This is a genomic window from Leclercia sp. EC_58, assembly GCF_019584355.1.
GTDB lineage: Bacteria > Pseudomonadota > Gammaproteobacteria > Enterobacterales > Enterobacteriaceae > Enterobacter.
Window position 1 is genome coordinate 4,272,893 of the sequence record NZ_VDAM01000001.1, and the last position, 14,562, is coordinate 4,287,454.

Sequence of the window (14,562 nt, forward strand, 5' to 3'; positions counted from 1 at the left end):
TTTTGCGTAAGGGATTACCAGCGCGCTTTAAGCAGGTTCGGCTGAATACCATTGATTGAATGGGTATTGCTGAACGGCTGCTTGATGCCTGCTTCGAATTCGTCGCGGAAATATTTAATCGCGCTTTGCAGCGGCTCGACCGCACCTGGCGCATGCGCACAGAAGGTTTTACCTGGACCCAGGAATCGACACAGTTGCTCAAGTGTCTCGATATCCCCAGGCTGGCCTTCGCCACGCTCAATAGCACGCAGGATCTTCACGCTCCACGGCAGGCCATCACGGCACGGTGTACACCAGCCGCAGGACTCGCGGGCGAAGAACTCTTCCAGGTTACGCACCAGCGATACCATGCCAATCTCGTGGTCGACGGCCATCGCCAGCGCCGTACCCAGACGGCTGCCTGCTTTACCAATGCTTTCGAATTCCATCGGCAGGTCAAGGTGCGCTTCGGTCAGGAAGTCAGTCCCTGCCCCACCCGGCTGCCAGGCTTTGAATTTCAGTCCATCGCGCATGCCGCCGGCGTAATCTTCCAGAATCTCACGTGCGGTGGTGCCAAACGGCAGTTCCCAGACGCCAGGATTTTTCACGCGGCCGGAGAAGCCCATCAGCTTGGTACCGGCATCCTTACTTTTAGAGATGCCCTGATACCACTCCACGCCGTTGGCGAGGATCGCCGGGACGTTACACAGGGTTTCGACGTTGTTTACGCAGGTCGGTTTACCCCACACGCCGGAGCTGGCCGGGAATGGTGGTTTGGAACGCGGGTTGGCACGGCGGCCTTCCAGGGAGTTAATCAGCGCGGTCTCTTCCCCGCAGATATAACGCCCTGCCCCGGTGTGCACGAACAGTTCGAAGTCGAAACCGGTGCCAAGAATATTTTTGCCCAGCAGGCCCGCTTCAGTGGCTTCGGCAATCGCGCGACGCAGGTTCTCTGCCGCTTCGATGTACTCCCCGCGGAGGAAGATGTAGCCGCGATAGGCTTTCAGGGCGAAGGCGGAGATCAGCATGCCTTCCACCAGCAGGTGCGGCAGCTGCTCCATCAGCAGGCGGTCTTTATAGGTGCCCGGCTCCATCTCATCGGCGTTACACAGCAGGTAACGGATGTTCATGGATTCGTCTTTTGGCATCAGGCTCCACTTCAGACCGGTGGAAAAGCCTGCGCCGCCGCGCCCTTTCAGGCCAGCGTCTTTAACCGCGTTAACGATCTCATCCGGCGCCATGCCGGAGAGGGCTTTACGCGCCCCGGCATAACCGTTTTTACTCTGGTACTCTTCGAGCCATACCGGCTGTTTGTCATCACGCAGACGCCAGGTCAGCGGATGCGTCTCAGCAGTACGAATTACAGTTTTCATTTGTACTGCTCCAGCAGGTCAGGAATGGCTTCCGGCGTCAGATAACTGTGAGTGTCCTCATCAATCATCATGGTCGGCCCCTTGTCGCAGTTACCCAGGCAGCAGGTTGGCAGCAGGGTAAAACGACCGTCAAAGGTGGTCTGGCCCGGCTTGATATTGAGCTTCTTCTCAATCGCAGCCTGAATGCCCTGATAACCAGTGATATGGCATACCACGCTGTCGCAGTAGCGGATCACGTGACGGCCTACCGGCTGACGGAAGATTTGGCTGTAGAATGTAGCCACGCCTTCGACGTCACTCGCCGGAATACCCAGCACTTTTGCGATCTCATAGATCGCGCCATCCGGCACCCAACCACGCTGTTTCTGTACGATTTTCAGCGCTTCAATGGACGCCGCACGCGGGTCTTCGTAGTGGTGCATCTCGTGCTCAATGGCGGCACGCTCTGCTTCACTCAGCTCAAAAGCCTCGGTTTGTGGTTGTTGATTCTCGTGCATAATTAGCGGTCCACATCTGACATAACAAAATCGATACTACCCAGATACACAATCAGGTCAGAGACCAGACTGCCGCGAATGGCTGACGGGATCTGCTGCAGGTGCGGGAAGCTTGGCGTACGTACACGGGTACGGTAGCTCATGGTGCTGCCGTCGCTGGTCAGGTAGTAACTGTTGATACCCTTGGTCGCTTCGATCATCTGGAAGGATTCTTGCGCCGGCATAACCGGACCCCAGGAAACCTGCAGGAAGTGCGTGATCAGGGTTTCGATATGCTGCAACGTGCGCTCTTTCGGTGGCGGCGTGGTCAGCGGGTGATCCGCCTTGAACGGGCCTTCCGGCATGTTGTTGAGGCACTGCTCAAGGATGCGCAGGCTCTGGCGCAGCTCTTCCACTTTCAGCATCACGCGGGTGTAGCAGTCGGAAACACCGCCGCCCAGCGGCACTTCAAAGTCGAAATTCTCGTAGCCAGAGTAAGGACGCGCTTTACGCACGTCGAAATCGATACCGGTGGCGCGCAGGCCAGCACCGGTGGTGCCCCACTCCAGCGCCTCTTTCGCGCCATAGGCAGCCACGCCCTGGGAACGGCCCTTCAGGATGGAGTTGCGCAGCGCGGCTTTCTCGTAAGAGGCCAGACGCTTCGGCATCCAGTCGAGGAACTCACGCAGCAGACGATCCCAGCCGCGCGGCAGGTCATGCGCGACGCCGCCAATACGGAACCAGGCCGGGTGCATACGGAAACCGGTGATCGCTTCCACCAGATCGTAAATCTTCTGACGGTCGGTAAAGGCGAAGAAGACCGGGGTCATCGCGCCGACGTCCTGAATGAAGGTGGAGATGTAGAGTAGGTGGCTGTTGATACGGAACAGTTCAGACAGCATAACGCGAATCACGTTAACGCGATCCGGCACGGTGATGCCTGCCAGTTTCTCAACGGCCAGCACGTACGGCATTTCGTTCACGCAGCCGCCGAGGTACTCGATACGGTCGGTGTACGGAATGTAGCTGTGCCAGGATTGACGCTCGCCCATCTTCTCGGCGCCACGGTGGTGGTAGCCGATATCTGGCACGCAGTCGACGATCTCTTCACCATCAAGCTGCAGAATGATACGGAAAGCACCGTGCGCAGACGGGTGGTTTGGACCGAGGTTGAGGAACATGAAGTCCTCGTTGTCGGTGCTGCGCTTCATGCCCCAGTCTTCCGGCTTGAAGGTCAGCGCTTCCATCTCCAGATCCTGCTTGGCTTTGGTCAGCTCAAACGGATCGAATTCGGTGGCGCGCGCCGGGTAGTCTTTACGCAGCGGGTGGCCGGTCCAGGTCTGCGGCATCATAATGCGCGTCAGATGCGGGTGGCCATCGAAGGTCATGCCAAACATTTCCCAGGTTTCACGCTCATACCAGTTAGCGTTCGGGAAGAGTTTGGTGATCGTCGGCAGATGCATGTCGTTTTCAGACAATGCCACCTTGAGCATGATATCCGTGTTGCGGTCTATTGAGATCAGGTGGTAGAAAACGGAAAAATCCGCCGCGGGTAAACCCTGGCGGTGAGTACGCAGACGTTCGTCCATGCCGTGTAAGTCAAACAGCATGACGTAAGGTTTAGGCAGTTTCTTGAGGAAATCAACCACTTCCAGTAACTGCTCACGCTTCACCCAAACAACGGGTACCCCGGTGCGGGTGGCCTGAACAGTAAAGGCATCCGGCCCAAAACGGTTGCGCAGTTCGCCGATGACCGGGTCATCCAGATGATCCCGTGTTTGCCAGGCGGCGTCTTGCGCGGTTAAGTCGGTCATAGTGTTCACCATTGCAAAAGGTCCGTGGTGACTGTCGGGCGTGGCTTCGCGCTATTTGAATAGTGATATGCGAAGGTTATCTCCATGCCCACAGGCGCAAATTAAATTTCGTCTGGTGTCCGCAGATTGGTCACTGCGATACGTTCACCGCGTTTACGCTCGCGCTCAGACTGCATGTTAGCGCGGTACACACCCTGGTCACCCACAACCCAGGAGAGCGGACGGCGTTCTTTGCCAATCGACTCCTGCAACAGCATCAGCGCCTGCATGTAGGCTTCCGGACGCGGTGGGCAGCCCGGGATATAAACGTCAACCGGGATAAACTTATCTACACCTTGCACGACGGAATAGATGTCGTACATGCCGCCAGAGTTGGCACAAGCGCCCATGGAGATAACCCATTTCGGCTCGAGCATTTGGTCGTACAGACGCTGAATGACCGGTGCCATTTTGGTAAAGCAGGTGCCCGCTACCACCATCAGGTCAGCCTGACGCGGAGATGCACGCAGTACTTCTGCACCAAAACGCGCAACGTCATGCACCGCAGTGAATGACGTCACCATTTCAACGTAGCAGCAAGAAAGGCCAAAGTTGTATGGCCAGATGGAGTTCTTACGACCCCAGTTGACCATATCGTGCATGGCATGCTCGAGCTTGCCCATGTACACGCTTTTGTTGACTTCTTGCTCCAGGGGGTCGGTTACGATCTCCTGCTTTTGCAGGGGGTAACGGTCATTCTCACCGTTAGGATCTATGCGGGTGAGCGTATACTCCATCTTATTGCCTCGCTGTTACTGCTGACGATTAGGGATACTGTTTTCCGGGTTGATACGTTCACGGCGTGAACGTGCAGGTGTCCAGTCCAGCGCGCCAATACGCACCAGATAAACCAGACCGGCCAGTAACACTAAAATGAAAATTGCGGCCTCGACAAAGCCTACCCAGCCACTCTCACGAATGGAGGTCGACCATGCGAACAGGTAAAGCGCTTCCACGTCGAAAATGACGAAGAACATGGCTACCAGATAGAACTTGGCAGACAGGCGTAAACGCGCGGTACCTACCGAATCGATACCCGATTCGAATGGCGTGTTTTTGTGCCTTGCGCGGGCGCGACCGCCCAGGAACCAGCCGCCGACTAGCATCAGGCAGCACAGGCCAATGGCAACGATAAGAAAGATTGCGAATGCCCAGTGATGAGCGATGACTTCTGTGGATGTTGACATACTCATTGCTTACTCATCAAAAGTGATACCTGGAACACTGCTCTTACTGGCAGATGGGCATCACATCGATTCATGGGGAGGAACAAATAACCGTACACTAACTGTCGAAAATGAGACATAGACAGCAAAATGATGTGGTTTTTTACTCCTTTCTATAACCTTTTGTCAACTTTAACAAAAGTTTCTTCACATTAAATTACATTGATCGAACTTCATTAACATTTAATGCCCTTTACCCTCATTAAATGTGAGGCGCATACCTGCGTGGGGGTGTTGAATCGTGTCCGTAATGTACTAATACAAAGATTACCCGCCTATTTTGACAGGCTTTGCCGTCGATTCCTCCCCCCAATGAGGAGTATTTTCTTGATCTGTGACACGCTTTTGTTAATTCAATCAAAAAAACGGCAACATCTTTGCTGCTTTTTTAACATGCCCATTGACATTAGAAAGAACAAGTATAGCGGGATTTTGGAGAAAGGCAGGATATCTATCAGATTGATAAAACAGAAAATTAGCAATGACTTAAGTCAAACCCCTCTGGGTTCCATGCAAAAAAAGAACCACTGCGCGCAGAGGCAGCGGCAGTGATTCGTCATTGTCTGGGCGAATTGTTATCAGATTATTAGGGATTCGTTTACTCGAAATCGCTTTCAATGATTACCGAGTCATCCCCTCCTTGTTGAGTAACAGTATTGTACTGCCAGGGGTTATGGTAATCATCCATGGCGCTAAAGATAGTCTGCGCAAGCTCGTTGTTACTGGCCGGATTATGGCACAACAGATATTCCGTATCCGGCAGCGCGGGCAATCCATCCGCTTTGCCTAACACACGCAAATCGGGGCTCATCATCTCAACCGGACGAGCCGTTACGCCGAGCCCTGCTTTTACCGCGGCGCGGATCGCTGGCAGCGTGGAGGCAACATAGGCCAGGCGCCATGGCACATTGGCGGCGTTGAGCGTAGCCAGCACAACGTCGCGGAACGGGCTGGGATCGGCCAGCAGGACTAACGGCACCGGCTCGCCGCGCTGCAACGTGAACTCGGCGGCGCAGTACCAGTGTGTCGGCGAGGTGCGTAGCGTCAGACATTCGAACTGGCTGGTACGATGGGTGGTGACCACCAGATCGACCTCCTGCTCCTGCAACATATCAACCATAAAGGCGTTGCGTTTCACTCTGACATCAAGAGCAAGTTTCGGGTAAACCGAACTGATGCGGTTGAGCAGGAACGGCAGAATGGTGTCGGCCGACTCATCAGAGGCGCCCAATGTTAAGACACCCTGCAGGTTGCTAAACATTAATGATGAACATGCTTCATCATTGAAGCGCAGAATTTTTCTGGCGTAACCCAGGAGCTGAATACCATGCTCCGTTAACAGCTTATTGCGGCCATGACGGGCAAAAAGCTCTTTACCGACCAGTTGCTCCAGTCGTTGCATTTGTTGGCTCACTGCGGACTGGGTACGGCAAACTGCCGCCGCCGCAGCAGCAAAGGTGTTCAGATCGGCGACCGCCACAAAGGTTCTCAGCAGATCGAGGTCGAGATTCAGTATCGGACGATTTGCATTAATCATATCTTTTCACTTACAGGTTGCTCGTACGGAGCTGCCCCGGGTTTAAGCTGTGTGCGTAAAAGTAATACAGTTCCTTCTGAACGAAATCCGCTGACGTCCCGGTCTGGCAGGGGCCTGCATAATGTAATTGTGCTGGTTATATCAGTGGTCAGAAACAACTTATCTGACGTTATTTTTATTCTCAAAATCGTTCGAGATATATAGGTATTTGCCGGATGATGTAAATTCGATTAAAGAAGATGCATATCCAACGTCAACTTTATCGCAGTACAGGTTGAGCGGCAATGGTATCGCTTAACTTCTCAAGGCAGAGATAATTCTAGCAATTACAATAAACTATTAAAGGTCCAGGCATCAAGGCCTGCTGTGACCTGTTATCTTTCATCGCTAAACCCGGCATACATCTTACCCTAAAACCTTTTTCTTTATAAGCCTTATTGCAAATCCTTTGATTTAACCTGAATGGTAACTAGCTAAACTAATTTTATTTATATTAACGAAAGTTGCGATTTCGTCTTTATTTAGAAATAAACAATAATTGAAACCGGACTTAATGATTAATAATGCTTAACATTAATTTCACATGAGCAACGTTAATATAAAAAGGCAGGAAAGCGAATAGCAGTGAGTTTCATTCAGCTTTAACGAAAAATCACTACAGTAAACTGTAGCACCGCCAGCGTAAGCCGCTCAATTCACGCCTTTTTTACAGCGTAAAATCCATATTAAAAGACCCGTAACAGGACAAAGCACCAGCAACATCCCAAAATACACACAATAAAGTGATTAACCCCTTTAAAAATAGTTAAAAGATTCAGAGTAAACCGTCAGCAATGCACAAAATCTTCTTCTGCCAACGCTTCAAAATCGGGCGTTCGAGGAGTACATTGTTTCGTGCTGACTCCACGGCAGGACGTCGCAATAACAGTGAAAAGGTCAAAGATTCATGTCACCCATCGAAAAATCCAGCAAGTTAGATAACGTTTGTTATGACATTCGTGGCCCGGTTCTTAAAGAGGCAAAGCGCCTCGAAGAAGAAGGTAATAAAGTACTTAAGCTCAATATCGGCAACCCGGCGCCATTTGGTTTTGATGCACCGGATGAAATTCTGGTTGATGTGATTCGCAACCTGCCGACGGCGCAAGGCTACAGCGACTCCAAAGGTCTCTACTCTGCGCGTAAAGCCATCATGCAGCACTATCAGGCGCAGGGTATGCGCGATGTGACTGTAGAAGATATCTATATTGGTAACGGTGTTTCCGAGCTGATTGTCCAGGCGATGCAGGCCCTGCTGAACAGCGGTGACGAAATGCTGGTTCCGGCTCCGGACTACCCGCTCTGGACCGCGGCGGTCTCCCTTTCCAGCGGTAAAGCGGTGCACTACCTGTGTGACGAATCGGCTGACTGGTTCCCGGATCTGGATGATATTCGCGCCAAAATTACGCCGCGCACCCGCGGCATCGTCATCATCAACCCGAACAACCCCACCGGCGCCGTCTATTCCAAAGAGCTGCTGCTGGAGATCGTCGAGCTGGCCCGCCAGCATAACCTGATCATCTTCGCGGACGAGATCTACGACAAAATTCTGTATGACGCCGCGCAGCACCACTCTATTGCCGCGCTGGCGCCGGATCTGCTGACCGTCACCTTTAACGGCCTGTCAAAGACCTATCGTGTTGCGGGCTTCCGCCAGGGCTGGATGGTGCTGAACGGGCCGAAGAAACACGCCAGAGGTTATATCGAAGGGCTGGAGATGCTGGCCTCCATGCGTCTGTGCGCCAACGTCCCTGCGCAGCATGCGATCCAGACGGCGCTGGGTGGCTATCAGAGCATCAGCGAATTTATCGTGCCGGGCGGGCGTCTGTATGAACAGCGACAGCGCGCGTGGGAGCTGATCAACGATATTCCGGGCGTCTCCTGCGTGAAGCCAAACGGCGCGCTCTATATGTTCCCGAAAATCGACATCAAACGCTTCAACATCTTTGACGATCAGAAGATGGTGCTCGACTTCCTGCTGCAGGAAAAAGTGTTACTGGTACAGGGAACGGCGTTTAACTGGCCGTGGCCGGACCATGTGCGTATCGTAACGCTGCCGCGTGAAGATGAGCTGGAAATGGCCATCACCCGGTTTGGACGCTTCCTCGGCGGATACCATCAGTAAACAACTCTCGGGCTGCCACTGGCAGCCCGATTTGCATCTCACCGCCCCTCCCCTCACAATGAAACCTGTCGCTGTGCAGATTTAAGGTAACTTATGAGTCAGAGTCATTTCTTCGCCCATCTTTCCCGACTGAAACTGATCAACCGCTGGCCGCTGATGCGCAACGTGCGCACCGAGAACGTTTCCGAACACAGCCTGCAGGTGGCGATGGTCGCCCACGCGCTGGCCGCCATCAAAAACCGTAAGTTCAATGGTCAGCTGAACGCCGAACGTATCGCGCTGCTGGCGATGTACCACGATGCTTCAGAAGTGCTGACGGGCGATCTGCCCACGCCGGTGAAATACTTCAACTCGCAAATCGCCCAGGAGTACAAGGCGATTGAAAAAATCGCCCAGCAGAAGCTGGTCGACATGGTGCCGGACGAGCTTCGCGATATCTTTGCCCCTTTAATAGACGAGCAGAGCTACAGCGAAGAGGAGCACTTCATTGTGAAGCAGGCCGATGCGCTCTGCGCCTACCTGAAGTGTCTGGAAGAGCTCTCTGCCGGCAATCACGAGTTTTTACTGGCGAAAACGCGTCTGGAGAAGACGCTCGAAGCGCGCCGTAGCGAGGAGATGGACTACTTCATGGAGGTGTTTGTCCCGAGCTTCCAGCTGTCGCTGGATGAGATCAGTCAGGATTCGCCGTTGTGAGTTATGCCCGGCGGCGCTTCGCTTGCCGGGCCTACGGTTTCCAGGCAGCAAGCGTAGCGCCGCGGGCAAAACTGTCAGAATGGGAACAACATCGGGATCATCACTACGCACACCACCATCACCAGGATCGTGAAGGGCACGCCGAGCTTTACGAAGTCGCTGAAGCTGTATCTTCCCGGCCCCAGCACCAGGGTGTTAACCGGTGACGACACCGGCGTCATAAACGCCGCGGAAGCGGCCATCGCCACCATCATGGCAAACGGATAAGGTGAGACTCCCATCGATTTCGCCATCGCCAGCGCAATAGGCGCCATCAGCACGGCAGTTGCGGTGTTGGAGATAAACAGCCCGATCGTGGCGCACATAACAAACAGGCACATCAGCATCATGTAAGGGCCATAGCCGCCGCCCAACTCCATCAGTCCTTTCACCACTAAATCGACACCACCGGTTTTTTGCAGCGCCAGCGCAAAGGGCATCATGCCGACGATCAAAATGATGCTCGGCCAGTGAATCGCTTTGTAAGCGCTTTCAGCGTCGATACAGCGGAATTTCCCCATTAGCAGACAGGCGATGATCGCCGCCACCGGATTAGGGATTTCGTCGGTCAACATCAGGGCGACCATCAATACCAGACAAAAAATGGCGTGCGGTGCTTGGCTGTGGGCCGGGGATGCATCGCTGACCTCAACAGGCAGGTTAAGCACCACAAAGTCTCGCCCTCTCTGCCCCAGCTGGGTAATCAGCTTCCAGTTACCCACGACCAGAAAGATGTCCCCCAGCTCCAGAGGCTCATCCACCACCGAGCCATCCATCGCCTCGCCGTCACGCTTTAACCCCACCACGTTCAGACCGTACCGGGTACGAAAGCCGATTTCGCGAATGGTTTTGCCGAGCAGCTCCGACTCAGGGATCAGCGAGACCTCGGCCATGCCCACATCCAGCGCCTGATCGGAGAAGTACTCCCCGCGCAGGACCATCGGCTCCAGCAGCTGCTCGCTGCAAAATTCGCGCAGATCGACCTCTGCCGAAGACATATCAATGAGCAACACATCCCGGGCGCGAAACTCCGATACACCATTTACGTTAACGATAACCCGACGAAAACGGCGCCAGCGCTCCACGCCGATGACGTTGGCCCCGTAGCGTTCGCGGAGTTTTAGATCGTCCAGGCGTTGCCCAATCAGCGGCGAACCGGGGCGGATCGCCAGACGGCGCGCGCGCCCGGTGAGGCGATACTCTTTGATCAGATCGCGAAACGTGCGGCGCTTCCAGCCGTCGCGGGTTTTATCCTGCTTTTCGCTTTTCAGGGCAAAGCGGGTTAACAGCATATAGACAATGCCTATCACCAGGACAATCAGCCCCAGCGGCGTCACGCTGAAGAAGTCGAAACCGTCCAGGCCTTCACGCAGCAGTTCACTATTCACCACCAGGTTCGGCGGAGTCGCCACCAGCGTCATCATGCCGCTGATAAGCCCGGCAAAACTCAGCGGCATCATCAGGCGCGACGGCGAAATCTGCATGCGCATGGAGACGCTCAACACCACAGGAATGAAGATAGCCACCACCCCGGTGGAGCTCATAAAGGCCCCGAGTCCAGCCACGGTGAGCATCAAAAAGACCAGCATTTTGGTCTCGCTGTTGCCCGCCACGCTCACCAGCCACGAGCCCATACTGGTTGCCACGCCGGTCCGCACCAGGCCGTCGCCGATAATAAACAGGGCGGCAATCAGAATCACGTTGGGATCGCTAAAGCCGGAAAAGGCTTCCGGGAGGGTTAAGGTGCCGCTCAGCACAAAAGCGACGATCACCAGCAGCGCCACGGCATCCATGCGGATTTTGCCGGTTGCAAAAAGAATAATGGCGATAAGAAGCAGGCTTAACACCCAGATAAGTTCACCGTTCACAACAGATCCTTGTCAGAAAAGAGTGCATCAGATAGTGCCATAAAAAAGCCCCAACAATGTGGGGCTAAATCATGTGATTACATTTTCCGGGTGACTGTTACATTCCCGTCGGGCTCACGGCTGACGGCGAGTGCCTCCAGCGTGGTGAGCACAAAATCCGCCTCATCCAGACGCGGCGAGTTAGCGGGGACATTGACGGCAATGACGTGGCTTCCGGCATTGAGGCCCGCCAGCACGCCGGCTGCGGCATCTTCTACCACCACACACTCTTCAGGCGCCAGCCCAAGCAGCTCCGCGCCCAGTAAGAAGGCATCGGGCTCTGGCTTGCCGCGCTTGACCCGCTCCGCGGTGATAAAGACTTCCGGCAGCGGCAGGCCTGCCGCTTTATGGCGGGCATGGGCCACAGGAACCGAACCGGAGGTGACGATAGCCCAGGGGATTGCCGCTTCATTCAGATGGGTGAGCAGCGCCTGTGCCCCCGGCAGCGCGGTGATACCGTCGGTATCGGTAGCCTCGACCTGCTCAAGCCAGGTGAACTCCGCCTGAATTTCCGCTTCACTTTTTCCCTGGAGAAAGTGCCGTAAAGAGGTTATGGCCTGTTTGCCATGGATAAAATTCAGTACGTCCTGATGGTCAATGCCATGCCTGTCGGCCCAACGGCACCAGGAGCGTTCTACAACCGGTAGCGAATCGACCAGCGTACCGTCCAGATCAAACAGAAAACCTTTACACTGCACATCTACCTCCGTCAGGCATTAATAATTTGTTGGATCTCGTTGCTGCTCAGGTGGTACTGGCGCGGGCAAGCGTGCCACACGCTGAGCATGCGCTGATATTTTTCCCACATCGGGGTCTGGGCATTAAAGCCATGGGTACCGGCATCGAAATGGGTATAGCGACCTTCGACATTGACCATAAAGCGGACATAGCTCAGGTAACGGGATTCGGTGGCCGCATCAAAACCCAGGAAGGTGACACGACGTTCATCGATGGTCTGGGCATCTTTCAGGTTGGTCCAGGAGACATGCAGGGCGTGGTACATCTCCATGATGTCGATGACCTGGCGGCAGGTCTCTTCTTTCAGTTCGCCAAAGTCGCGATCCAGCTCGCGCATCTGTAAACCAAAGCCACGTTCGACGATAGTCTGCAAGCGGCGATAGCGCTCTGCGTTGTCGGGATCAAGCATAGTCATCATTTTGTACTGATTGGACAAAATCAGACGTTGAGCGTGGGTCATTTCCATCTTTCGACTCCTGTTGCGCATGGCAGCTTTAAAAAAAGACACGGTAACGGTGGGTTACTGTGCCTTCTTTTGATCATCGTTTCGATGATCAATCACAAGTCATCAAGGAATGTTTTATCAAGTTGCTTAAATGCCCGCTTCAGCGTATCCGCCAGCGCCTGATAATCGGGTTTTCCCTCTACCGGCGCGAGCGCCTGTCCGGCATCCTGCAGCTTACCGCGAACCTCATAGAACCAGGACAACACGGATGGCGGCAGCGGTGTGACCGAGCGTTTACCAAGCCACCACAGCCCCTGCATCGGCAGGCTCAGGGCAAACAGCGCGGTAGCAACGGCAGGGCCAAGCTGCCCGCCCAGCGCAATCTGCCAGCACAGGGTAAAGACCGCGAGAGGCGGCATCAGGCGAATAGCGTGACGAGTGGCGCGGATCACTCGGTTTTCAATAAAGACGGGCGCCAGACGCTTTTCCAGAGGCCACGTCTTTGCATAGTGCTGCCCCCGGCGAAAAAGGCTAAAAAAGCTCACGGATGGATGCTCGGGTGTCGACATGGCTTACCTCAACTTCACATATAAAGATTAAAAAAATCGTGCAAAACCACAACTGGTCATGACAACGTTCAAAAACTTTTGTCAGCGCTACCCAGTATCAGGTATCCTGTGCCGGCCTGCAAAGGCCTTAGACGAGGAACGTTCACTCGTCAAATTATCGCATATTATGCCATTGCCGGAAAAATGCGCAAAATGGCATAAAATCATATGTATTCTTTTCATGATGCCAGAATGTCCTTCCGGCATGATGTTAATCATAAATGTCAGCGATATCTTGCGCTACGATCCTGGACTCACTGACGTTTTTTTAGCCACGTATCAATAATAGGTACTTCCATGTCGAGTAAGTTAGTACTGGTTCTGAACTGCGGTAGCTCTTCCCTCAAATTCGCCATCATCGATGCGCTTAACGGTGAAGAGTACCTTTCTGGTTTGGCCGAATGTTTCCATCTTCCTGAAGCACGTCTGAAGTGGAAAATGGACGGCAGCAAACAGGAAGCGGCTTTAGGTGCAGGCGCCGCTCACAGCGAAGCGCTGAACTTTATCGTTAACACTATCCTGGCACAAAAACCGGAACTGTCCGCTCAGCTGACCGCAATCGGTCACCGTATTGTTCATGGTGGCGAGAAGTACACCAAATCTGTGGTCATTGATGACAGCGTTATTCAGGGCATCAAAGACTCAGCCTCTTTTGCACCGCTGCATAACCCGGCTCACCTGATCGGTATCGCTGAAGCACTGAAAGCCTTCCCGCAGCTGAAAGACAAGAACGTGGCCGTATTTGATACCGCGTTCCATCAGACCATGCCGGAAGAGTCTTACCTCTATGCCCTGCCGTACAAACTGTACAAAGAGCACGGCGTTCGTCGCTATGGCGCACACGGCACCAGCCACTTCTACGTCACGCAAGAAGCAGCAAAAATGCTGAACAAGCCGGTAGAGGAAGTGAACATCATCACTTGCCACCTGGGCAACGGCGGTTCCGTTTCTGCTATCCGTAACGGCAAATGTGTTGATACCTCTATGGGTCTGACCCCGCTGGAAGGCCTGGTCATGGGTACTCGCTCCGGTGATATCGACCCGGCGATCATCTTCCACCTGCACGATACCCTGGGTATGAGCGTAGAAGATATCAACAAGATGCTGACCAAAGAGTCTGGCCTGCTGGGTCTGACCGAAGTGACCAGCGACTGCCGTTACGTTGAAGACAACTACGCAGAGAAAGAAGACGCTAAACGTGCAATGGACGTTTACTGCCACCGTCTGGCCAAGTACATCGGTTCTTACACTGCACTGATGGACGGTCGTCTGGATGGCGTAGTCTTCACGGGTGGTATCGGTGAGAACGCGGCAATGGTGCGCGAGCTCTCCCTGGGCAAACTGGGCGTGCTGGGCTTTGATGTTGACCATGAACGTAACCTGGCCGCGCGCTTCGGTAAGTCTGGCTTCATCAACAAAGAAGGCACCACGCTTGCAATGGTTATCCCAACCAACGAAGAGCTGGTTATCGCGCAAGACGCGAGCCGTCTGACTGCCTGATTCCACACCGCCAGCAATGCTGGCGGT

At 54.0% G+C, this 14,562-nt stretch carries 13 protein-coding genes; 3 read left to right on the forward strand and 10 right to left on the reverse strand.

Annotated features, from left to right (window positions below; genetic code table 11):
* Nucleotides 1–14: 14 nt before the first annotated feature.
* The 6 genes from nuoF to lrhA all read right to left on the reverse strand — a co-directional run bounded on the left by nuoF (nucleotide 15) and on the right by lrhA (nucleotide 6,444).
* Nucleotides 15–1,352: an NADH-quinone oxidoreductase subunit NuoF gene (nuoF, locus tag FHC51_RS20810; RefSeq protein WP_103825143.1), complete on the reverse strand. Its 1,338-nt coding sequence runs from the start codon at nucleotides 1,350–1,352 to the stop codon at nucleotides 15–17.
* Entirely contained in the window at nucleotides 1,349–1,849 is a 501-nt protein-coding gene (gene nuoE, locus FHC51_RS20815) for an NADH-quinone oxidoreductase subunit NuoE (RefSeq protein WP_014170998.1), read from the reverse strand. The genes nuoF and nuoE overlap by 4 nt, the downstream gene beginning before the upstream one ends.
* A gap of 2 nt (nucleotides 1,850–1,851) precedes the next feature.
* Entirely contained in the window at nucleotides 1,852–3,654 is a 1,803-nt protein-coding gene (nuoC, locus tag FHC51_RS20820; RefSeq protein WP_103180472.1) for an NADH-quinone oxidoreductase subunit C/D, read from the reverse strand.
* Nucleotides 3,655–3,743: 89 nt separating this feature from the next.
* On the reverse strand, nucleotides 3,744–4,418 hold the full coding sequence (gene nuoB / locus FHC51_RS20825; protein ID WP_220436509.1) for an NADH-quinone oxidoreductase subunit NuoB: 675 nt from the start codon (nucleotides 4,416–4,418) through the stop codon (nucleotides 3,744–3,746).
* A gap of 15 nt (nucleotides 4,419–4,433) precedes the next feature.
* Nucleotides 4,434–4,874, reverse strand: coding sequence for an NADH-quinone oxidoreductase subunit NuoA (gene nuoA, locus FHC51_RS20830; protein ID WP_103825145.1), 441 nt, complete (start codon nucleotides 4,872–4,874; stop codon nucleotides 4,434–4,436).
* Between the two features lie 631 nt (nucleotides 4,875–5,505).
* Nucleotides 5,506–6,444, reverse strand: a complete 939-nt coding sequence (lrhA, locus tag FHC51_RS20835) for a transcriptional regulator LrhA (RefSeq protein WP_220436510.1) — start codon at nucleotides 6,442–6,444, stop codon at nucleotides 5,506–5,508.
* A 946-nt stretch (nucleotides 6,445–7,390) separates the two neighbouring features.
* On the opposite strand from lrhA, the gene FHC51_RS20840 reads away from it, so the two are divergent.
* Nucleotides 7,391–8,605, forward strand: a complete 1,215-nt coding sequence (locus tag FHC51_RS20840) for a pyridoxal phosphate-dependent aminotransferase (RefSeq protein ID WP_103825148.1) — start codon at nucleotides 7,391–7,393, stop codon at nucleotides 8,603–8,605.
* Between the two features lie 93 nt (nucleotides 8,606–8,698).
* Nucleotides 8,699–9,298 carry a 5'-deoxynucleotidase gene (gene yfbR / locus FHC51_RS20845; RefSeq protein WP_103180476.1) on the forward strand — a complete coding sequence of 200 codons (600 nt, stop codon included), beginning with the start codon at nucleotides 8,699–8,701 and terminating at the stop codon, nucleotides 9,296–9,298.
* A 74-nt stretch (nucleotides 9,299–9,372) separates the two neighbouring features.
* Here the strand turns inward: yfbR and FHC51_RS20850 are convergent, their stop codons facing one another.
* The 4 genes from FHC51_RS20850 to yfbV all read right to left on the reverse strand — a co-directional run bounded on the left by FHC51_RS20850 (nucleotide 9,373) and on the right by yfbV (nucleotide 12,996).
* Complete coding sequence (locus FHC51_RS20850) at nucleotides 9,373–11,205, reverse strand: SLC13 family permease (RefSeq protein ID WP_220436511.1); 1,833 nt, start codon at nucleotides 11,203–11,205, stop codon at nucleotides 9,373–9,375.
* A gap of 77 nt (nucleotides 11,206–11,282) precedes the next feature.
* Complete coding sequence (locus tag FHC51_RS20855) at nucleotides 11,283–11,942, reverse strand: sugar phosphatase (protein WP_114386045.1); 660 nt, start codon at nucleotides 11,940–11,942, stop codon at nucleotides 11,283–11,285.
* 11 nt (nucleotides 11,943–11,953) lie between these two features.
* Entirely contained in the window at nucleotides 11,954–12,448 is a 495-nt protein-coding gene (locus FHC51_RS20860; protein ID WP_103825151.1) for a YfbU family protein, read from the reverse strand.
* A gap of 92 nt (nucleotides 12,449–12,540) precedes the next feature.
* Complete coding sequence (gene yfbV, locus FHC51_RS20865) at nucleotides 12,541–12,996, reverse strand: terminus macrodomain insulation protein YfbV (protein ID WP_103825152.1); 456 nt, start codon at nucleotides 12,994–12,996, stop codon at nucleotides 12,541–12,543.
* A 336-nt stretch (nucleotides 12,997–13,332) separates the two neighbouring features.
* On the opposite strand from yfbV, the gene ackA reads away from it, so the two are divergent.
* Nucleotides 13,333–14,535 (forward strand): acetate kinase, encoded by a 1,203-nt coding sequence (gene ackA, locus FHC51_RS20870; protein ID WP_114386044.1) that lies wholly within the window; start codon nucleotides 13,333–13,335, stop codon nucleotides 14,533–14,535.
* The last annotated feature ends 27 nt before the right edge of the window (nucleotides 14,536–14,562 follow it).